Source organism: Paenibacillus sp. NRS-1781, from assembly GCF_050467745.1.
Classification (GTDB): domain Bacteria; phylum Bacillota; class Bacilli; order Paenibacillales; family Paenibacillaceae; genus Paenibacillus; species Paenibacillus terrae_A.
On record NZ_JBITPI010000026.1, the window covers coordinates 24,251 to 44,392 of the forward strand.

Sequence of the window (20,142 nt, forward strand, 5' to 3'; positions counted from 1 at the left end):
GATAGTCCCAAAATATTAATGTATTTGTCAAATTTCGTCGAAATAGATCGAAAACCATATGGTTGAACAGGCACCACGTTGAGAAAAAGGGGCATCCCGTAGAACGAGACGCCCTAATTCAAGGAGGAAGGGGTACAGACTTACACTGCACCCCTATTTTTGCTCTGCTTATGAGTAGGATCAGATGATAGCCACACAACAGGCTTCTGTTCTGTCTACTGAACGAGGATCAATTGGGAGGAATATGGAATAGGATTTACTTGATTCCTACAGCATCAAAGGATTGAATAGTGCTAGTTACTGCTAGCGAATCAGCACCATAGAAATCCTTGGCCGCCTGTATAACAGCAGCCCGCGCGTTAGAGAAGTTGGAGGTAGAGGTCAAATAGTTCGTAAAGGCATTATAGTAGATGAATACAGCCGCTTCGCGTCCGATACCAGTTACCGTTATACCATGGGACGTACCGCCTTGTGCCAGCAGATAGTAGGCTTTGTTGATAATACCGCTATTCGTATGGACTCCGCCTTCATCATCATTGTTAGGGTCCGGGTAAAAATTGGAATAGTGATCCGGCTGGCCATATTTTGTAGGGTCGGATAGAGAGCGCAAAGCGCCATCCAGATTGTTAGGCGTATAAATGCCATCACCAAGAAGCCAGTTGCTGCCATCCATATCATTACCCATAATATCTGAGAAGGCTTCATTCAGCGCACCGGATTCGCCATAATACTCCAGATTGGAGGTGAATTCTGTGACACCGTGGGTGAGTTCATGCCCCACGACATCGGGATCACCGCTGAAAAAGGTAAATAATTTACCGTCGCCGTCGCCGTATGTCATTTGAGAGCCGTTCCAGAAGGCGTTGTTATATTTTTTGCCGTAATGGACAGTCGAGCGGATTTGCATGCCACGTCCATCAATGCTATCTCGACCAAATTTATTTTTATAATAATCGTAGGTTCTAATAGCGTAGGTATGGGCATCAACAGCCGCCGGATCCTCCCATACATTATCCGCATCCGTCAAAATCGTACCCGGCGTCGTCTGACGGTTGGCAGCGGTGTAGGTTACGATTCCGTTACTACGTGTCGAGTCTTTCAACTGATATCCGTTGCCGGAAGCTGTAGTCGTGAACGATTTCATTACACCATCCACGCCGCGTCCGTTGCCTGTTGCGTAGTTAAGGATGTCATACTGGAATACGATTTTTCCGTCTTTGGCATCAATAAAGTAGCGTGTACGCAAAGGTGCAGGCTCCAGAATATTAACCTCTGTCACATAAACCAGCCGTGTGGTCTCACCATCAGGATAGATGTATAGTTCTGCATTAGGCTCTACACTTGGCTCCAGATTGGCGATTTTGGCAACAAAAATTTGTTCCGAGATGGATATATCGTTGTTAGATGCCTCTTCGTAAGTATCTTTACTTACACTGCCTTGATCCTGATTACCCTCAGTAACGTTATCAGTGACAGAAAGGTAGGATTGAATCCGTGTAGCGGCTTCTTCATACGCGGTATAGACGGCCTGGGTAGCGCTAATTTTTGGAGTGGTGTCTTCAGTAGCATCTTGTTGTTGATCCTCCGAAATGACGGCGCCCAGATAAGAGGTGACTTTACCAGACTTATTCACATGGATGGTCTGCTCAGCTCCATATACGGGAACCCCGTTTACATACTGCTTCAATCGATAATGGTTTACACCGGATTTATCGCTCGTGCGATCAATAATGCGAAATTGCTCACGGACACTGGTGCTGTCTGCACCGAGCAGCGTTTTCTTTTGTCGATTCAAATAACTCCATACAATATTGTCACCCGATACGGATGAAGGAGCCTTCCATTGTTCTGTGTGAAAGGTTGGTGTAAGCTGAGTAGGATCGGGAACAGAATTCTCCGCTGCTGAGGCACCAGGTGCTACAGCCCCTAATAACATAGCTCCCCCAAGAAGTGAAACCCATACTTTTTTCATTAAAAACCACTCTCCCCAAATGTAGGTCAGGATGATGTGCATCCTGTTTTGTTTTTTAGGCATGGCGCCATGTATGTAGGTCTTGCTGCTTTTTTAAAACGTGAAGATCATGAAAAAATAAACTTATGCAAAAAAACAAGATTTATTTTTTTGTGATTACATCGTCTTGGATCTGATATTAGCACAGAGAATGTAGGACTAAAAGATGTATATTACAAATTACTCCAAAATGAGACTAAAGACCCTTATTTAGATTTTATTTGTCTTATTTAGTCGAAATTGATCGAAAATAGCCTTGTTGAAGTGTTCATGATTCCGCAATGGCAATGGCCATAACACACTGGTTTTAGAGCATCCTCTATGTAGACAACAAAGAGCGTCCCGCTGGGGGACGCCATACATAAGGGGGAAGGGGCGCAGACTTGTACACTGCACCCCTATTTTTTCGTCCATTTTATGAGCTGGGTTGGATGACAGCTGCACAACGACAATGGTCTATGGACGAGGATGAATAAGAGAATTGCAATTATGATTTAGTTAACTCCTACAGCGTCAAAAGATTTGGCGGCTGCGATTGCTTGCGCTGAATTCGCACCGTAAAGGTCTTTTGCAGCTTGCACCACAGCGGCGCGTGTATTGGAGAAGTTGGAAGTAGAAGTCAGGTAGTTCGTAAAGGCACTATAGTAAATTTGGACAGCTGCGTCGCGACCAATTCCACTTACAGTTACGTTATGGAAGGTACCACCTTGTGCCAACAGATAATATGCTTTATTAATAATGCCGCTGTTGGTATGAACGCCACCGTTATCCGAGCTGCCTTTATACAAATTGGAATAGTGGTCTGGTTGATTGTACAGGCTAGGGTTAGACATAGAGCGCAGAGCATCACCCGCAATGCTTGGCGTATAAATATCATCGCCTACAAGCCAGTTTGTACGCTGAATGTCATTGCCGATGATGTCCGAGAAGGACTCGTTCAACGCACCAGATTCCCCGTAATAATCCAAATTCGAAGTATACTCTGTAACACCGTGCGTGAGTTCATGACCAACTACATCGGGATCACCACTGAAAGCGATAAATGTGGTTCCGTCCCCGTCTCCATAAGTCATTTGGGAGCCGTTCCAGAAGGCGTTGTTGTAGCGGCTGCCATAATGAACCGTCGAACGGAGTTGCAGGCCACGTCCGTCGATACTGTTGCGTCCGAATTTATCCTTATAGTAATCATATGTTTTGGCCGCATAAGCATGAGCATCTACGCCGGCTGGATCATTCCATACGTTATCGGCATCCGTCAGGAGCGTACCTGGAATGGTCTGACGATTGGAGGCTGTGTAGGTCACGATTCCGTTACCGCGTGTTGTGTCTTTTAACTGATAGCTGCTTCCGGACTGTGTAGTGTTGAATGACTTGGTATCACCAAGCACACCTTTACCTGTGCCCGTCGCTTCATTAATGATGTCGTACTGGAATACGATCTTGCCATCATTGGCATCAATGATGTAGCGTGTACGCAGCGGCGCGGGCTCCAAAATATTAACTTCTGTTACATAAACCAGACGCGTTGTATCACCAGTAGGATAGAAGTACAGCTCAGCTTTAGGATCTACTTCAGGCTGTAAATTGGCGATTTTAGCGATGGAACTTTGTGCTTCTACAGCTTCAATTTTGCTGTCCTTCAAATCAGCAGATTTTTCAAGACTCAGCTTGTCCTTATTAATAGAGGTGGTTTGTTCGTTGTTAGCAGCTTCCGCGTAAGTGTCTTTACTTACACTGCTTTGCTCCTTAGCATCTTTAGAGATCGTATCGTCGAAGGAAGGGAGGGCTTGAATCCGTGTAGCGGCTTCTTCATAAGCGGTATATACGGCCTCAGTAGCGCTGATTTTCGGAGTTGTACCTTCCGTAGCTTCTTGCTGCTGATCCTCAGTAATCACGGCTCCTAGATAAGAGGTGACTTCACCAGACTTGGCCACATGAATTGTCTGTTCAGCTCCATATACGGGAATCCCGTTCACATACTGTTTCAGCCGATAATGACTTACACCGGATTTGTCGCTCGTGCGATCAATAATGCGAAATTGCTCACGGACACTGGTGCTGTCCGCACCTAGCAACGTTTTCTTTTGTCGATTCAAATAACTCCATACAATGTCATCACCCGATAACGATGAAGGGGCCTTCCATTGTTCGGCATGGAAGGTTGGCGTAAGCTGATTTGGCTCCGAAACGGAACTTTCCGCAGATGCACCAGACGCTACCGACCCTAATAACATAGCTCCTCCAAGAAGCGAAACCCATACTTTTTTCATGAAAAATTCACTCTCCCCGGTTAATGTCAGGATGAAGACCATCCTGTTAAGAAATAGGCATTGCGCCGTTTATGAAGGTCGTGTTGTCGTCTGGAACATGAAGAAAATGGAACGTGAAGAAGAAAAGCCGAAGTATCTTTCATCGAAGCGTGTGTGAAAAGAGGGTACTGCAATGTGAAGCGTACAGCCTGCAAAGGTAACAAACTCCTCCTTTCCTGTTATATAAGTGAAAGTGGAAAAAAGGTGGATAATGGAAAGAAGTTTTCTTATGCAAAAAAAGCAAATGCTGAATTTTTGAACTCCCATCATCTGGCTCTGATATTAGCACAGAGAATGACGGACGAGAAGATGTATGTCATAAATTTATCCAAAATGATTCTTTAGACCCTAATAACTGATTTATTAAATAGGATTAATAAGTTTTGTAAAATAAAGTCGAAACTTGCTTTGTCGAAAAGACTCCACGCTTGCCGTTACACACGGGTTTTAGAACGCATAGGTTATGTTGAACTGTCCTAATCATGCTGTCTATCCATACAGCAGCAAGGGAGGTGAGGCGGGAGCATGAGGAAGCAGACAAGATTTGGAATCAAGGCTTATCGCAGGCGGCATTCCAGTGCTAATAATCCCTACTCAAAGGTGTGGCTGCCTGTAGGAACGCCATCCGTGCATATCACCCCGTACCTTGTAACAAGAAGGGGACCAGGCACAAAAGCAGAAGCACAAACAGGTGAAGAACGGCCACCTGGTTCGTCATCGGCGGGAAAATTGCTGGTATCCGTCATCATTCCGGCTATGAATGAGCAAAAAACGATCGGGGCGGTTGTCCGTGAGGCACGTCATGTTCATCCACACACCGAGGTCATCGTGGTCGAGAACGGATCAAGCGACAGGACGGCCAAGGCGGCAAAAGCGGCGGGTGCGCGAGTACTTTCCTTTCCGCAACCCTTGGGGCATGATATTGGTCGCCGTATTGGAGCGGAAGCGGCTTCCGGGCAGGTGCTGCTTTTTCTGGATGGTGATATCGTTATTCCCTGCGTAAGACTCAAGCCATTCATACAAGCTGTATGTGCGGGAGCGGATGTTGCACTGAATGATTATCATGGACCAGTAGACCGTACGTCGGTGCATCCTGTGGTTGAAGCAAAGCATGTATTGAATATTTTGTCGAACCGTGCTGATTTAGGAGGGGCATCCATGACTGGAATTCCACATGCCATAAGTCGAAAGGCCTTGAATAAAATAGGTCTAAAGTCCTTGGATAAACCTCCCTTATTTCAGGCCATGACGATTACCTCCGGCTTGCGGGTGGTGACTGTTCGTGGAATAGCCGTGGGTAAAGTGAATGCGACCCGCAAAAAAATGAACGGCAGGGACCCGCTTGTGGATGTGGTCTTACAGGATCATCTTGACGCGATTGCCTGGCTTACATCACATTTGGGAACGCGTGCAGGATATACGGATTTGAAGCGCAAACGGATCAGAAACGAGGTGAGGCCGTGAGCAGAATGTATCGAAAAGGGAGGCGTGATGACCGAAGCCGGGGTATACGACGTGTACAACGTAGACATGGAACGACGACTATGATGGATAGCCGCAGGGTGAGGAAACCCGCGCCCCGGCGGGGGAAAATGACCGAAGCAAATCCGCTGGAGGTACGGGCATTGCCCGGGGATATGCTGCTGCGGGGGACAGCCGCCGCAGTGGTCAGCGCCTGCAACGAGGAATCTACGATTGGCGTGGTGCTGAGCGAGCTGGAAAAGCTGCCTCTTACGGACATCATCGTCGTATTGAACGGTTGCACGGATGACACGCGTTCTATAGTAGCGAAGCATCATCCGGGTGTGACTCTCGTCAGCGTGCCGGCTCGGCTCGGGCATGATGTCGGACGGGCGGTAGGCGCACGTATGACGCAGGCTGAAATCGTATTGTTCGTGGACGGGGATCTGCCGATTACTGCGTTTGACTTGCTGCCGTTCCTCTATGCAGTGGATCAAGGAACGGATGTGGCACTTAATGATCTGAGCAGACATTTGCCACCTTACTTCCGGCAGGACAGCGTGACCCGGTGCAAAGGGTTCCTGAACCGCGTGCTGCGCAGGCCGGATCTGGGAGCAAGCTCCTTGACCGCTGTGCCGCACGCGTTATCACGACGTTCGTTGGAGCTGCTCGGCCCTGCTATGCTCGCTGTTCCGCCGAAAGCCCACGCTATGGCGATACTGCACGGTATGAAGGTGACGGCAGTACATGCCGTAGACGTTATTGGAACGAACCGTAAGCGGACTATCAATATCGGCAAAGGGAATGTCATGGAGCAATTGATCGTCGGCGATCATGCTGAGGCACTGGCTGCGGTGTTTCAGGTAGCCGGAGCTTTCCCGTTGGGTCCTGTTCCAACACGGGCCGACGTCGCCAAAGGGAGGAATGCACGATGAGTCTGACGACCATTATTATTCCGACCTATAACGGTTTGCACCTGCTCAAGCCGTGTATTGAGGCGATTCGGGCACATACGACAGATGTGCCTTATGAAATTATTATTGCAGACAACGCTTCAAATGACGGAACGGATGATTTTTGTGAAGCCGAGCGGCTGATCAGCATCCGTCTCCCCGAAAACCGAGGTTTTCCAGCAGCTTGTAATCAAGGGCTTCGGCTGGCTTCGGGTGATCAGCTCCTTATTTTGAACAATGATGTGACGGTTACACGGGGATGGTTATCCAATATGCTGGTTGCATTGCATAGCGAAAGCACAGTGGGACTGGTAGGACCGGTGACGAATTATGCTAGCGGTATTCAGCAGATTGACAGATTAGCAGGGGATCTGGATAGCTGTCTCCAGTTTGCAGAGCAGAATAATGCAAGTAATCCGTCCAGATGGTATGAGGTCAAGCGGCTGGTTGGGTTTTGTCTGTTGTTCCGACGTGAGCTGATGGAACGGATCGGATTGCTGGATGAACGGTTTAATCCAGGACATTATGAGGATGACGATTATTGTCTGCGCGCGCGCGTACATGGCTACAAGCTGTTGATGTGCAACGATTGTTTTGTTTATCACCAGGGAAGTGCGAGCTTTTCACGCTCGGAATCTGCCTGGGTCGAACAGTTGATTGAGCGGAATTATCGTTTGTTTATGGATAAATGGAACATAGATCCCAGAGTGTTTATTGAGACTGGAAATAGCGGAGCTTTAGGCACCGAACATGCTGTCGAAGGAGGAAGGAAGATATGAAAGGGGTTATTCTCGCAGGAGGAACTGGATCGCGTCTTCATCCGTTGACTTCATTACTCAACAAGCATCTGCTTCCGGTCGGCAAGTATCCCATGATCGTGTATGGTATCGAAAGACTGCGACAGGCGGGAATTACCGATATGCTTCTTATTATTGGCAAACAATCGGCCGGGCTGTACACCGATTTTCTGGGTAGTGGCAGCCATTATGGTGTCCAACTGACGTACCGGATTCAGGAAAAGGCGGGCGGCATTGCGGAGGCACTGGAACTGGCGAAAAGCTACATGGAGCCAGGAGAAAAATTCACTGTTTTGCTGGGTGATAATTTGTTCAAGGAAGATCTGGGACCTGTTATTGAACGGTTCGGACAGCAGCCTCCGGGGAGCGCCAGAGTATTGTTAAAAAAGGTGGCAGATGCCCATCGCTACGGAGTACCCGTGTTTGATCCCGAGCGGCCGGAGAGCATTGCGCGGATTGAAGAAAAGCCGCAGCATCCCCAGTCCAGATATTGTGTAACTGGCATCTACATGTACGATACCACCGTGTTCGATAAGATCCGGCAAATTACGCCTTCGGCGCGTGGTGAGCTTGAAATCACGGATGTTAACAACTGTTATGCGGCTGAGGGCAAGCTTGAATACGATATTTTGCGGCGGTATTGGAGCGATGCGGGGACCTTCGATTCCCTTCAGGAAGCCGGGGCAAAAATGAAAGGGCTTCTGCCCTGATCTCAGCGATACACCATCCGGCCGGGCTAGGCATATAGTATGGACATAATGCCACCCGGAGGAGTGAACGGCATGAAACGCCTGAGTATAAAAAGGAAACACAGCAAGCGGCTCAGTAAGAAAGGCTATTGGGCGGGATATAAAAGGGGTCGGGAGCAGGGCAGCAGATTGGGCCAGGCTTCGTTCGGCAAAGTCTTTGAAGGCGTCAGTATTATCATTCCGTCCTATAATCAGCTTCATCGGCTTCGCACCTGTATTGATCGTATTGAGGAAAATACAAGCTGTCCGCATGAAATCATCGTGGTGGATTGCGGCTCAACGGACGGGACACGCACCTATCTGCTGCGTAAAAGCATCGCTGTGCGTTACGCGCTACTCCAAAAGGATATCCATTTGACAGGCAGCTTGAATCACGGACTGATGATGGCGAAAGGCACGACCATTGTGGTGCTGGACCCAAATGCGCTGGTAACGCCAGACTGGCTGGATCGACTGCTAGAGTGCTTGTACAGTGATCCACGTATTGGTGTCGTCGGACCTGTAACGAATGGTCCGTTCGGAGAGCAACAGATTGAGTCACCTTATACGAACGAAAATGAAGCACGTCTTTTCGCCATTTCTCATAATGTTTCCAATCCGGCTGCATGGCGGGAAACCAAAAGCCTGGCCGGATTTTGTTTACTGCTGAGCAGAGAGACGCTGGATAAGACGGGGTACTGGGATGAATGCTGTCACAGCGGTCAGGAAGCAGATGCAGATTGGCTGCTGCGTGTACGCTTGTTGGGGACACGTCTGGCCATTGCGGGAGATGCTTTTATCCATTGCACGGAAAGTGATCGGGATACGGCTTATGCCTCTCCCCAGACGACCGGAGAAGGCGGTTTGATGGAGGAAAGCAGCCGGAACCGATCCTTTTTTGTACGAAAATGGGGGGATGCGGATAAGCTGCGCCACAGCCTGAAATTTGGCACAGCAGCAGAGCTGGACAGTCAGATATCGCCAACCAAGGCCAGACACGTGTCGGCGGCAACCTTTTATCCCATTGGAGCGCTCGTTCAGGGACCGTCTGGTGCAATATATCGGCTGGAGCCGGGGGGAAGGCGGCTTCTGCATGGAGTCAGGGATGCAGGAGGCGAAGACGTTGCCCCGGTCAGGGTATCACAGCTTGATCTAATGGCGCTTCCGTTGGTGCCAAAGCCAGAGGTTACAATTCCCGGCGATTATGATCCTGTAAACGGGATTTCGCCTCCCGCATCCCTTGTGCCAGAGGAACCAGTTCCAGTGCTGGCGGCTCCGGAACTGGAGAACATGCCCATATTGCCCACACTTAATATCCCGGCTCAACGCATGCGATGGATTGAGGTCCTTTATGTCGAAGGCGGGCAACTGTATCAAATCGGGAAAGACTGGAAAAGGCCGTTCCTTACCCCCTATGCCGCCATGAGCTGGCTGGCGGCTGATTACCAGATTCGGTTGGTGTCCCCCGAAGATTTGGCGGATTTGGTAGAGGGGCATCCCATTATTGCGCCACCTGTGCTGCACGGTCATTTGTAATGATCGGAATAGGCGCTTTTAGGCGGAACCGACTACTCGTTACGGCATACGCTGTAGTAGCGGAAAGCCCGTAGGCAATTCGTGCGTTCCGCACGGCGGAGCACATAAAGGAGGGGCTTATGCATAACCAGGTAGATGATTTGCTGATCCATATTTCGCACTCGCAGCAGCAGATGTCAAGGCTGTTGGATGCGGAACGGCAGGTGGTCGTGCGCATGTCGCAGATCATACATGCACTCCCGGACGAAGAGCCGCGTTTTGATGGAATTCCAGGCATTCTCGACAGCTCGGGACAAGTAAACAAAAGCATTGTTGCCTACTTGAATGGTATTGCCGATCTTCAGGAAGCAATGGCTGAAATGCTCGTTCGTGTCGTGAAAGAGACGGCATACCCGGACGAGGAGTAACGTACCAACCGAGGGCAGGGAGTGAACACATGAGTAGGGAAAAAGCAATGATTCATATGCTGGACGCAGCTTCCAAAATGCAATGGAATGTGTCCATGATCCTGGAGGCCAAGGCGGTAGAAGCCGAAAAAATGCGTAATTGGACGCTGAACCATCTGGAGCCTCCCACATTTGACACGGATGAAGAACAATTGGGACGGCCTTTGGAAATTCATGAGCAGATGGTGGAAATGCTGGAGGGTTTAACCCGGCTTCAAACCGGACTGTGCAGTAATCTCAAGGCATTACTGGATCAGGATGAGCAGCAGGGTGGCGGATTGGAAGGGATGATGGGAGGAATGGGACCGGGGGATATGAACTAATGAGCATGAGGCGCGAACGTGAGATCAAGCTGGATATGATGGAGTCCATTGCTGCCAGCCAGCATGCCGTTGCCCGGATGCTGAGCAGTCTTGCGGACTTGACGCCCCATGCAGATATGTCCGCTACCCGTCTGGAGGAAACCATTCGTATGCTCAGCAACTATCAGGGGGAAATCACGCAGATGTTGGCGGGCATCCCACTAAGACGGCAGGTGTATGGTAAACCGACTCAGCCGTGGCTCCAACTGCCTGTTCCAAAAACGCAACAACGACGAGGAACTAAGGAGGAATGGGAATGAGAATACGGTGGGAACGCGTTACGCGGGGAACAGCCCGCAAAAGACGAAAAAGCACCCGGCGTTCGAGTATCCGAAGATTAAAGCTGAGAAGAAAACGCCTGCTTGCTTTAAGAAGGCGTAAAAGAGGGCTTCATTCCACCCGTAGAAGTCGTCATCATCTGCGTCGGAAGAAAAAACCTCAGCTCACCCCGGCGACAGCCCCTGCTGCGGAGAATCCACAGCCCGAGCCTATTGTGCTGGAGCATGATCCACAGGCATTCCAGCAGGGATATGATGCTTCCTATAACGAGGGCTTCAATTCAGGCTTTGCCAAAGGCTACGAAGATGGACACCAAGTCGCATACAAGGCCCAGTAAACCGTGAACATCATCTATTGCTGCTAATCCCCCGAAGCTAACAGCCTCGGGGTTATTTGTTGTTTGGCAGATGGACGGGCAAACGCCAATTTTGTCCGGGCAGTGGCAGTCGTCCATGATGCGTTTGACCCCTCCGCATATAGTTTAGGAGTGACAGAAGTTTATCCTATAACAGGACAGGGTGAAGGATGTGAATGATCAACGAAGCGGGAATGAACGAGAAGCCTATAGATGTGGCTACCGGGAAGGACGCAGAATGGGGGGGTGTACGGCTGCTCTGTCACAGGTCGTGGCCACGGTGCCTGCTGTTCGCCATTTGAAAGTGCTGTATATTCCGCAAGGCTTTGCCGCAATAGACACAGGGGTACAAGAGGCATTAAGCCAAATATGCAGTGAATTCGTCATCGGTACTCCTGCCAGAATGCTGGCTGATGCTGAAGCACATCGACCCGAGCTCGTACTGGTCATGAACGGGCTGCATGTTTTTCCACCGGATCATCTGGAGCAGGTGCAGCAAATACGGGGCCTGGGTATTCGGACGGCCATATGGTTTGTTGATGATCCTTACTTTACGGAGGATACGGCGTTGATATGCCAATCCTACGATGTTGTATTTACGCACGAGATGTCATGCCTAGCGTTTTATCGAAATCAGGGAGTGGCACAGGTATATTATTTGCCGCTTGCTGCGTCAGCCCGGATCTTTTATCCCCAGCGGGTGGAGAGGGAGCACCAGCATGACATTTGCTTTATCGGGAATGCCTTCTGGAACCGCGTAAAGTTGTTTGACCACCTTGCTTCTTTTTTGGCGGATAAAAGGGTGCTGATCGTGGGTGGAAGCTGGGATCGGCTGACCCGTCGGGATGTGCTGGAACGATTTATCCGTCCAATCTTCATGGAGCCGGAGGAAACAGCCAAATATTATAACGGCTCCAAAATTGTTATCAATCTGCATCGTCCGACGGACCCCGGACTGGATAACCGGAATACACATCAGCTGTCAGCGGAGTCCATTAATCCCCGGACCTACGAAATTGCTGCCTGTGGCACGCTTCAGATGACGGACATTCGGAAGGATCTGAGCCGCTATTACCGACCGGGCTATGACATTGAAACCTTTGGTGGAGTAGAGGAGTTGAAGGTTAAGCTGGACTACTATCTCAAGCATGACTGGGAACGTGAACGCATGGCTTGGCGCGGGCTGCACACCACCATGCAAAAGCATCTGTACACCAATCGTATGGAAGAATTGCTGGACAAGGCGATGGCCTAAAGTAAACACCAAAAACAGTGAGGAGTGAAAGTGATGACGATATCTACGACAGGACCGTTTGACCCGGCTGCAACCTCCTGGGAAAAGGGGAGAGCTGCGGGAATCAGTGACGGCTACGACGAAGGCTATTTGCGTGGACGCGCCAATGCGATTCTTACCCGGACAAAGGCGGTCTTCCCTTTTCGGCAAATTCATGTGCTGTATGTAACCTCCGGTAAAGGTCTTCCTTATTCTCCACTGGATGAAGCGGTGATTACCACATTGCAAAGTATGACAGCTCAGGTTACTGTAACCGACCCGCGTCAGCCAGTAGGTGATATAGCTGCTCAGCTCCGTCCAAATCTGGTGCTGGCGCTGGATGGGATGGAGCTTCCGCTGGAGCAGGTGAAAGCAGTACGTCAGTTGGGTATTCCTACGGCCATCTGGCTAACGGATGATCCCTATTACACGGACACGACGACCCAAATTGTCCCGCATTATGACCATGTGTTTACGCTGGAGCTGAATTGCATCGAAATGTACCGTCAGCTCGGCTGTGGATCTGTACATTACTTGCCCTTTGCGGCATTTCTAACTCAATATTTCCCGCTTAGCTCCCCCACTTCTGTACGGCGTGAAATCGGGTTTACTGGCTCGGCCTACTGGAATCGCATCTATTTCTTTAATCCGATTATGCCGCAACTCATGGCTCGTAATATTAAAATCAACGGAATCTGGTGGGATCGGCTCCCTGATTATCAATCGTATGGCGATAAAATCGAACTGGGTCGCTGGATGTCTCCGGCTGAGACAAACGATACGTATAACGGCAGCAAAATTGTCATTAATCTTCATCGTTCGCATCAGGATGATTCAGTGAATAACAATGCGCTGAAAATGCCGGGGGCGTCGCCGAATCCGCGTACGTTCGAAATTTCTGCCTGCGGCACCTTGCAACTGACTGACACACGGGATGATCTGGCTCGTTTTTACAAGCCGGGAGAAGAGATCGAGACGTACAGTTCCCAACAGGAGCTGCTGGAGAAGATTGAGTTTTATTTGACACACGAGAAGGAACGCCGTGAGATTGCCTTGCGTGCTCTGGAACGGACACTGCGTGAGCACACGTATGGTCACCGGATTGACCAGCTGCTGTCGATCGTATTTGCATAATTCGGTTCATACGCCCGATGGTTGCTACTTTAAAGGAGGTGAACTCCGATCAAACCGAAAATGATGCTATTCAGCCATGTCAGCAATGTCCGCAGCATTACGGGAGCGGAGAAGCTGTTATTGCAATTTTGTGTAGACATTCGTACGTACTTCGACTGCATTCTGGTGACGCCCGGTGAAGGACGGCTGACCACGATTGCTCGCAAGCGCGGGATTACCGTCCAAATTCAGAACCTGCCCATGCTGCACGGCATGTATACCCCGTATGAGGGATTGGCGCAGGATGCGGAGAATTTGCGAAGCCATGCTTCGTACGCACCGTTGCTTCAGTTGCTACAGCAAACGCGTCCAGATGTGGTGCTGGTCAATACCTGTGTGAACGTCATGCCCGCGATGGCTTCCCATGAGTTGAATATTCCAGTGGTCTGGAAAATAACCGAAGTCATTAACCAGAATGAGCATACACCTGTCTCGGTCTCCATCATCGAGCGTTACAGCCGATGGGTCATCGGTATTTCGCAGGCCGTCTTGCGGCCTTTGCACGGGGCGGGGCTGACACGTCCGCATACGGTGTTGTCTCCTTGTCGGGATATGGATATGCCGCCGCACAAAGAGCATGTACTGCAACGGAAACGCAAACGTGAAAAGCTGGGGTTGAAGGAATCACATATCTGTATTGGTTATATTTCTTCCTTTATCTACGAAGCCAAAGGACTGTTGCCTTTTGTTCAAATGGCTCTGAAGCTGTGTGAAACGAATTCGAGCTGCCGCTTCTGGATCATCGGCAGCTCGGTGGACTCGGAATATTACGTGAAATGCGTTTCTTTAATCCGCAAATCCCGTTACAGCCGCCGATTCCAGTTCAGCTCATTTGAGGAATCTGTATCTACTGCATATAGCGCGATGGATATGGTTGTCATCCCGAGCATGGTGGAGGAAGGCTTTGGTCTGACAGCACTGGAGGGGCTGGTTTACGGAAAGCCGGTTGTAGCCTTTGCACAGGGTGGACTGGTGGAGCTGATGGAGGCGACCGGAAATACTGAGTTTTTGGTAGAGCCGGGAAACAGCGATATGCTGGCGGAGAAAGTGGGCTATCTGCTTAATCATCCCGAGGAAGTGGAACGGATTGGTGTACGGAACCACAGCGCGGCTGCACGTGTGTATGGATCTGATTCCTACCAAAACAACCTGCACGTCATGGTCAGTCAATGGGTGTGTCATGATCCACAGTGGTTCCCGCTAATTCAGCAGCCGGGTGGTCCGGTATGGTTGCGAGAGGGAGAAGGGCTACGTCAGGTCACCGCTATACCGGAGGCATGTACCAGCACTATTCGAGAATTTCCTGAATCGCTGGTTGGCCAACTGCTTGTGCTCGGTCTGCCACCTATCGAGTATGCGGCCATTCCGGGCTTGCCACAGCCCCCCCCTCCTGTACCGGAGCTACAGCCAGACCTGCATCATGGCAAGCGTGGCATTCGAGCGAGAGGGCCTGCGGCCCGCAAGCATAGTAGACCTCGCAAGCGCAAGGGTAAGAGCAACGCCAGTAGCAGGAGCTATCGCATTCACTGGTTTCCGCTGTCAGGGCTTCTGCCGAAATCCAAGTCCAGACAGAAATCCCGGTTGAAGCGGAAGCTCAAACGAAAACTCAAGCTCAAGCCTGTGTCGAGGTGTCTGCATCCGCACAAGCGGAAGCGGCTAACGCTCGAGGCTGGACGTCACAAAAAACAACGGTCCGGGTGAAAGCATGCCGGACCGTTGAGGTGAACGCTTAGCTGGAGCACAGACAGTTTGCTGGATGGCTATCTCACTCATTAAACACCACAGTTTAATGAAACAACGACAGCAAAGGTGGGTTCCAACACAATGAAAATATTGACCGTGCTCGGCACAAGACCGGAAATTATACGGCTCAGCCTGATCATTCCGAAGCTGGATCGCTATGCAGACCAGCATGTGCTTGTGCATACGGGCCAAAATTACACGGAAAGCCTGAGCGGGCAATTCTTCCGCGAGCTGGGGCTGCGTTCCCCGGATTATGTGCTTCAGGAGAAGGCGGGAACGCTGGGTAAACAGTTGTCTGCCATGTACTCGCAGATGGAGGATATTTTAAACAAGGAGCGTCCAGATCATGTGCTGCTGCTCGGTGATACGAATAGCGCCCTGTGCGCCTTGCTTGCGGAACGTATGGGCTACCCGGTGGTGCATATGGAGGCGGGTAACCGCTGCTACGATCTGGATGTGCCAGAAGAGAAGAATCGCCGCATCATTGACGCGATTTCTACGATTAATATGCCGTATACAGAGCAAAGCAAGCAGCATCTGATACGGGAAGGCTTTCCGAGCCAACGAATTATATTGACCGGAAACCCGATTTACGAAGTGATGCAGCATTACGAGAAAGAGGTGTCCAGCAGCAACATTTTGAAAAAGCTGGGACTGTCGCAGGGGCAATATTTCCTGGTGACCGCCCACAGAGCTGAGAATGTCGACCATCCGCCACATTTGCTCGCTATTCTGGATGGCCTGAATCGGGTAGCACAGCAGTCCGGACAGCGGGTCATTTGCAGTATTCATCCTCGCACCGCCGCTCGTATCGCGAGCCATCCGCCGATCCAGCTTGATCCGTTGGTGGAATTCCACGAGCCGTTCGGTTTTTTTGACTTCGTACTGCTGGAGCGGCATGCCCGCTGCGCTTTGACGGACAGCGGCACCGTACAGGAGGAATGCTGCATCATGGGTGTGCCGACGGTCACGATGCGCCGGACGACGGAACGGCCGGAAACCGTAGATTGCGGCAGCAATATCGTGTCCGGGCTGGATGGAGAGGTTATAGCGAACGCGGTAGCCTTAATGATCGGGATGAAGCATAAGTGGCAGTATCCCGCAGGATATCTGGCGGAGGATGTGTCAGATAAGGTAGTCAAATTTTTGCTTGGAGGGAAACGGCATGTTTGAAAACCAACGTATCTTGGTTACCGGCGGTACCGGCTCCTGGGGACATGAGCTGGTTACCCAGTTACTGCCGCGTAATCCCAAAGAGATCATTATCTTTTCGCGCGGAGAATCGAGTCAGGTTGCAATGAACAGGCAGTTTGAGGATGAACGACTTAGCTTCTGCATCGGGGATATTCGAGATAAGGATGCACTGGTTACCGCCTGTCAGGGTGTGGACTATGTATTTCATTTGGCGGCTCTCAAGCATGTTCCTGTATGTGAAGACCAGCCCTATGAAGCACTAAAAACGAACGTGGTAGGCACCCAAAACGTGATCGAAGCCGCTGTCATCAATCAGGTCAAGAAAGTCATTTATATCTCCACTGACAAGGCTGCGAATCCATCTAATTTTTACGGCATGACCAAGGCGATTGGTGAAAAGCTGATCGTCTACGCCAATCTGCTGAATAGCGATACACGATTTGTGACGGTGCGTGGCGGTAACGTATTGGGCACGAACGGAAGCGTAGTGCATCTATTTCAAAGCCAGATTCGCCAAAAGGGTACCATTTCGATCACGGATATGAACATGACCCGTTTTTTCCTGACCCTGCGTGATGCGATTAGTTTGCTGTTCAAGGCATCGGTGGAAAGCATCGGCGGCGAAATATTTATCATGACCATGCCAACCTGCCGCATTTTGGACTTGGCAGAGGTGCTGATCGAGGATTCGGGTGTGGAAAATGTGAATATTGTGGAAAAGGGTGTCCGACCCGGCGAGAAGATTCACGAGATTTTAATGAGCGACTTTGAAAGCCTGACGACGGTCGTGTACGACGAGCAATATTTGATCATTCTGCCAACGCTGAATATCCCCCAACTAAAGGATCGCTATAAGCAATGCCCTCCAGTGTCGTTCAGCAGCTTTAGCTCGGAGTTCAATCTGATGTCCAAAGAGGAGATTCGAAGCATTCTCCAGAGCGGGGGGTTCATTAAATGAAGCTGCTTATTTTGGGCGGTAACGGCATGGCAGGCCATGTGCTGGTCGATTACTTTCAAAAGCAGGGCGGATATCATGTGTTCTACACCACGCGGGATCCCAAGAATAAAGGAGGGCTGCTGCTGGATGTGAACGACAGCTTTATGGTGGAGCAGTTGGTGCGGAGTGTGTGGCCTAACGTCATTATTAACGCGGTGGGTGTGCTGAACCAGTATGCCGGAGCGGATCAGATTACAGCATATCAAATTAACGGCCTGCTGCCGCACCTTCTCCAGCGGACAGCGGACAGCATCGGTGCTCGGCTTATTCATATCAGTACGGACTGTGTATTCGAGGGGACACGGGTACCCGGTTTATATGGAGAAACGGATCAACCTGACGGGACAAGCGCCTATGCATTGACGAAAATACTCGGGGAAGTAAAAGCGCCGGGCCATCTGACGATCCGGACCTCCATTATCGGCCCGGAAATCCGGCCGGGGGGCATTGGTCTGCTGAACTGGTTCTTGCAGCAGAGTGGGGACGTTGCTGGGTATCGCGGCGTCTTTTGGAACGGAGTTACAACACTGGAGCTGGCTAAGGCTATACAGGTGTTGATGAATGAGCCGCTGGACGGACTCATTCATCTGGTTCATCCTGAACCGATCAGCAAGTATGATCTGTTGCTGTTGTTCAAGAACATCTGGAAGAGGGAGGATATTCGGATCGTGCCGAAGGATGAGCCGGTGCAAGACCGGACACTTCGTTCTACCCGGGCCGATCTGCTCTATGATGTTCCTCACTACAGCATCATGCTGAAGGAGCTGCTGGAATGGACAGAAGCACAGCGGAACAACGTCGGCCCGTCATTGTAATTACCGGAGCGGCAGGCTATACCGGGATACACGCCTGTCGCCATTTTGCAAAGCTCGGCTGGAAGGTAGCGGCTCTGACCCGTACGGCTGCTTCCGCCCGGGAGCTGATCTTGCAGTTTAACGGTGATGAGAACGTCGGCACAGATTCTGGCACCAGCTTTTACATCACGTCTTATGTATGCGATTTGCTCGACAAGGAGCGTCTTCGCGAAGTGATTGGCCAGATTGCGCCGGATTATGTGCTTCATCTGGGTGGAAAAAATTCGGTGCCAGAATCATGGCGAAGCCCGCTGCTCTACATGGAATCCAATGTGCTGTCCACGCTGTATCTGCTGGATGCGCTGCGTTCTTTTCCAAAGGCCCGGATTGTCGTGGCGGGTTCCCGGCTAAAGGCAATTTTGCAGGCTCCGTATCATCCATCGCATCCATATAGTCTTAGCAAAAGTCTTCAAGAAGCAGTCGCCCTCTCATGGAGCACGTTGTTTGACCAATCCGTCATGCTGGCAGAGCCTTGTAATCTGATTGGGCCGGGTCCATCCACCGGCTTTTGCGCATTGCTGGCGGGTCATATTATCCGTACGGAGCGCACGTACACGGAGCCAGCAACCGAATCAGCATGTGAGCCTTTGCCCGCACTCGAACCCGCACCGTTCCAGGTATCGTCCCGGCATGCGAAGCGTGATTTTCTCGACGTGCGTGATGCCGTTGGGGCATATGGTGTGCTGCTGGAGCAAGGGGTGTCGGGGCAGGTTTACCCGGTTTGCACAGGCCGCATCGTGGAGCTGGGAGATATCGTGGAGCGTATGGTTGCAATGGCAGAGACACCTGTTGCCATCGAATGGGGGGACGCGGCAGAGTCAGCGTATATGGATGCATACCGGGCCAAGGAACTGGAGGACATGGGATGGAGGCCGATCATACCGCTGGGACAATCGCTGGAGGATATGATACGATACCGCCGAGCCAGAAAGGAAGGAACGATATGAGACCGAGTGTAACGATCGTCATTCCATTTTATAACTGTGGATACGTGAATCAGGCTCTGCAAAGTGCATTAGAGCAAACCTACGGTCCGCTTGAAATTATTGTTGTCGATGACGGGTCCACGACACATACGGGGATGCTTCAGCCTTATCTTCCGTATATACATTATTTAGGTAAAGCGAATGGTGGAACAGCCAGCGCACTGAATCATGGCATCCGGCATGCTAGCGGCGAGTACATTGCGTGGCTCAGCTCAGATGATATCTATCACAAGGACAAAATTAACAACCAGGTATCCTTTATGGCGGAACAGGGGGCATATATCTCTCACACCAATTTTAATCTTATCAATCAATACAGCCAAATCACGAACCCGCAGGCGGCAGCTGTATTTCCGTCCATACCGGAGTTTTGCCGTTTTTTCCAGCAAGGGAATCCAGTAAATGGATGCACCGTCATGTTCAAAAAGGAACTGTTTACGCATATCGGTCTGTTCGATGAATTGCTGCCGTACACCCATGATCTGGATATGTGGTACCGAGTGATGCTGGCGGGATACCCATTTCCCTTTCTGAACGAACCGCTGGTCAACTACCGTTGGCATGATGAAATGGGAACCCAAAAGCATTGGACGGCCGTTGAGCGGGAGTACAGCATAACTCAAGCACGGTATCGAAATCGCTTCAGTCAGTTGTTGAACGGTTTTTCCTAATAAAGCCGGAAGTC

Annotated in this window: 19 protein-coding genes; 17 read left to right on the forward strand and 2 right to left on the reverse strand. The window is 50.5% G+C overall.

Going from position 1 to position 20,142, the window contains the following annotated elements:
- Positions 1-256: 256 nt before the first annotated feature.
- Both ACIFO6_RS10665 and ACIFO6_RS10670 read right to left on the reverse strand, forming a co-directional pair.
- On the reverse strand, positions 257-1,972 hold the full coding sequence (locus ACIFO6_RS10665; protein WP_430040660.1) for a M4 family metallopeptidase: 1,716 nt from the start codon (positions 1,970-1,972) through the stop codon (positions 257-259).
- 533 nt (positions 1,973-2,505) lie between these two features.
- Positions 2,506-4,281, reverse strand: coding sequence for a M4 family metallopeptidase (locus ACIFO6_RS10670; protein WP_430040661.1), 1,776 nt, complete (start codon positions 4,279-4,281; stop codon positions 2,506-2,508).
- 564 nt (positions 4,282-4,845) lie between these two features.
- Between ACIFO6_RS10670 and ACIFO6_RS10675 the strand changes: the two genes are divergently transcribed.
- From ACIFO6_RS10675 to ACIFO6_RS10755, 17 genes are all read left to right on the forward strand, one after another.
- On the forward strand, positions 4,846-5,784 hold the full coding sequence (locus tag ACIFO6_RS10675) for a glycosyltransferase family 2 protein (RefSeq protein WP_430040662.1): 939 nt from the start codon (positions 4,846-4,848) through the stop codon (positions 5,782-5,784).
- On the forward strand, positions 5,781-6,716 hold the full coding sequence (locus tag ACIFO6_RS10680) for a glycosyltransferase family 2 protein (protein ID WP_430040663.1): 936 nt from the start codon (positions 5,781-5,783) through the stop codon (positions 6,714-6,716). Before ACIFO6_RS10675 ends, ACIFO6_RS10680 begins: the two co-directional genes overlap by 4 nt.
- The gene (locus ACIFO6_RS10685; protein WP_430040664.1) at positions 6,713-7,513 is read left to right on the forward strand and encodes a glycosyltransferase family 2 protein; all 801 of its coding nucleotides are present in this window, start codon (positions 6,713-6,715) and stop codon (positions 7,511-7,513) included. The genes ACIFO6_RS10680 and ACIFO6_RS10685 overlap by 4 nt, the downstream gene beginning before the upstream one ends.
- Entirely contained in the window at positions 7,510-8,241 is a 732-nt protein-coding gene (locus ACIFO6_RS10690; protein ID WP_430040665.1) for a sugar phosphate nucleotidyltransferase, read from the forward strand. Before ACIFO6_RS10685 ends, ACIFO6_RS10690 begins: the two co-directional genes overlap by 4 nt.
- Before the next feature lie 72 nt (positions 8,242-8,313).
- On the forward strand, positions 8,314-9,795 hold the full coding sequence (locus tag ACIFO6_RS10695; RefSeq protein WP_430040666.1) for a glycosyltransferase family 2 protein: 1,482 nt from the start codon (positions 8,314-8,316) through the stop codon (positions 9,793-9,795).
- Positions 9,796-9,914: 119 nt separating this feature from the next.
- Positions 9,915-10,202, forward strand: a complete 288-nt coding sequence (locus tag ACIFO6_RS10700; RefSeq protein WP_430040667.1) for a nucleoside-diphosphate sugar epimerase — start codon at positions 9,915-9,917, stop codon at positions 10,200-10,202.
- Between the two features lie 29 nt (positions 10,203-10,231).
- The gene (locus ACIFO6_RS10705) at positions 10,232-10,564 is read left to right on the forward strand and encodes a restriction endonuclease subunit S (protein ID WP_430040668.1); all 333 of its coding nucleotides are present in this window, start codon (positions 10,232-10,234) and stop codon (positions 10,562-10,564) included.
- Positions 10,564-10,863 (forward strand): hypothetical protein, encoded by a 300-nt coding sequence (locus ACIFO6_RS10710; protein ID WP_430040669.1) that lies wholly within the window; start codon positions 10,564-10,566, stop codon positions 10,861-10,863. The genes ACIFO6_RS10705 and ACIFO6_RS10710 overlap by 1 nt, the downstream gene beginning before the upstream one ends.
- The gene (locus ACIFO6_RS10715; protein ID WP_430040670.1) at positions 10,860-11,219 is read left to right on the forward strand and encodes a hypothetical protein; all 360 of its coding nucleotides are present in this window, start codon (positions 10,860-10,862) and stop codon (positions 11,217-11,219) included. Before ACIFO6_RS10710 ends, ACIFO6_RS10715 begins: the two co-directional genes overlap by 4 nt.
- A gap of 181 nt (positions 11,220-11,400) precedes the next feature.
- A complete protein-coding gene (locus tag ACIFO6_RS10720) occupies positions 11,401-12,492 on the forward strand; it encodes a CgeB family protein (protein ID WP_430040671.1) in 1,092 nt (363 codons plus the stop codon).
- 33 nt (positions 12,493-12,525) lie between these two features.
- A complete protein-coding gene (locus tag ACIFO6_RS10725) occupies positions 12,526-13,644 on the forward strand; it encodes a CgeB family protein (protein WP_430040672.1) in 1,119 nt (372 codons plus the stop codon).
- Positions 13,645-13,704: 60 nt separating this feature from the next.
- Positions 13,705-15,384 carry a glycosyltransferase family 4 protein gene (locus ACIFO6_RS10730; RefSeq protein WP_430040673.1) on the forward strand — a complete coding sequence of 560 codons (1,680 nt, stop codon included), beginning with the start codon at positions 13,705-13,707 and terminating at the stop codon, positions 15,382-15,384.
- A 123-nt stretch (positions 15,385-15,507) separates the two neighbouring features.
- Positions 15,508-16,599 (forward strand): non-hydrolyzing UDP-N-acetylglucosamine 2-epimerase, encoded by a 1,092-nt coding sequence (gene wecB / locus ACIFO6_RS10735; protein WP_430040674.1) that lies wholly within the window; start codon positions 15,508-15,510, stop codon positions 16,597-16,599.
- The gene (locus ACIFO6_RS10740; protein WP_430040675.1) at positions 16,592-17,578 is read left to right on the forward strand and encodes a polysaccharide biosynthesis protein; all 987 of its coding nucleotides are present in this window, start codon (positions 16,592-16,594) and stop codon (positions 17,576-17,578) included. Before wecB ends, ACIFO6_RS10740 begins: the two co-directional genes overlap by 8 nt.
- A complete protein-coding gene (locus ACIFO6_RS10745; protein WP_430040676.1) occupies positions 17,575-18,432 on the forward strand; it encodes a dTDP-4-dehydrorhamnose reductase family protein in 858 nt (285 codons plus the stop codon). The genes ACIFO6_RS10740 and ACIFO6_RS10745 overlap by 4 nt, the downstream gene beginning before the upstream one ends.
- Positions 18,390-19,418: an NAD-dependent epimerase/dehydratase family protein gene (locus ACIFO6_RS10750; RefSeq protein ID WP_430040677.1), complete on the forward strand. Its 1,029-nt coding sequence runs from the start codon at positions 18,390-18,392 to the stop codon at positions 19,416-19,418. Before ACIFO6_RS10745 ends, ACIFO6_RS10750 begins: the two co-directional genes overlap by 43 nt.
- Positions 19,415-20,128 (forward strand): glycosyltransferase, encoded by a 714-nt coding sequence (locus tag ACIFO6_RS10755; protein WP_430040678.1) that lies wholly within the window; start codon positions 19,415-19,417, stop codon positions 20,126-20,128. Before ACIFO6_RS10750 ends, ACIFO6_RS10755 begins: the two co-directional genes overlap by 4 nt.
- The last annotated feature ends 14 nt before the right edge of the window (positions 20,129-20,142 follow it).

What these genes read in the sequence shown, in the direction of transcription:
- ACIFO6_RS10665 (WP_430040660.1), bottom strand. Translation starts at nt 1,972, where the DNA reads ATGAAAAAAGTATGGGTTTCACTTCTTGGGGGAGCTATGTTATTAGGG.
- ACIFO6_RS10670 (WP_430040661.1), bottom strand. Translation starts at nt 4,281, where the DNA reads ATGAAAAAAGTATGGGTTTCGCTTCTTGGAGGAGCTATGTTATTAGGG.
- ACIFO6_RS10675 (WP_430040662.1), top strand. Translation starts at nt 4,846, where the DNA reads ATGAGGAAGCAGACAAGATTTGGAATCAAGGCTTATCGCAGGCGGCAT.
- ACIFO6_RS10685 (WP_430040664.1), top strand. Translation starts at nt 6,713, where the DNA reads ATGAGTCTGACGACCATTATTATTCCGACCTATAACGGTTTGCACCTG.
- ACIFO6_RS10690 (WP_430040665.1), top strand. Translation starts at nt 7,510, where the DNA reads ATGAAAGGGGTTATTCTCGCAGGAGGAACTGGATCGCGTCTTCATCCG.
- ACIFO6_RS10695 (WP_430040666.1), top strand. Translation starts at nt 8,314, where the DNA reads ATGAAACGCCTGAGTATAAAAAGGAAACACAGCAAGCGGCTCAGTAAG.
- ACIFO6_RS10700 (WP_430040667.1), top strand. Translation starts at nt 9,915, where the DNA reads ATGCATAACCAGGTAGATGATTTGCTGATCCATATTTCGCACTCGCAG.
- ACIFO6_RS10705 (WP_430040668.1), top strand. Translation starts at nt 10,232, where the DNA reads ATGAGTAGGGAAAAAGCAATGATTCATATGCTGGACGCAGCTTCCAAA.
- ACIFO6_RS10710 (WP_430040669.1), top strand. Translation starts at nt 10,564, where the DNA reads ATGAGCATGAGGCGCGAACGTGAGATCAAGCTGGATATGATGGAGTCC.
- ACIFO6_RS10715 (WP_430040670.1), top strand. Translation starts at nt 10,860, where the DNA reads ATGAGAATACGGTGGGAACGCGTTACGCGGGGAACAGCCCGCAAAAGA.
- ACIFO6_RS10725 (WP_430040672.1), top strand. Translation starts at nt 12,526, where the DNA reads ATGACGATATCTACGACAGGACCGTTTGACCCGGCTGCAACCTCCTGG.
- ACIFO6_RS10730 (WP_430040673.1), top strand. Translation starts at nt 13,705, where the DNA reads ATGATGCTATTCAGCCATGTCAGCAATGTCCGCAGCATTACGGGAGCG.
- wecB (WP_430040674.1), top strand. Translation starts at nt 15,508, where the DNA reads ATGAAAATATTGACCGTGCTCGGCACAAGACCGGAAATTATACGGCTC.
- ACIFO6_RS10740 (WP_430040675.1), top strand. Translation starts at nt 16,592, where the DNA reads ATGTTTGAAAACCAACGTATCTTGGTTACCGGCGGTACCGGCTCCTGG.
- ACIFO6_RS10745 (WP_430040676.1), top strand. Translation starts at nt 17,575, where the DNA reads ATGAAGCTGCTTATTTTGGGCGGTAACGGCATGGCAGGCCATGTGCTG.
- ACIFO6_RS10750 (WP_430040677.1), top strand. Translation starts at nt 18,390, where the DNA reads ATGGACAGAAGCACAGCGGAACAACGTCGGCCCGTCATTGTAATTACC.
- ACIFO6_RS10755 (WP_430040678.1), top strand. Translation starts at nt 19,415, where the DNA reads ATGAGACCGAGTGTAACGATCGTCATTCCATTTTATAACTGTGGATAC.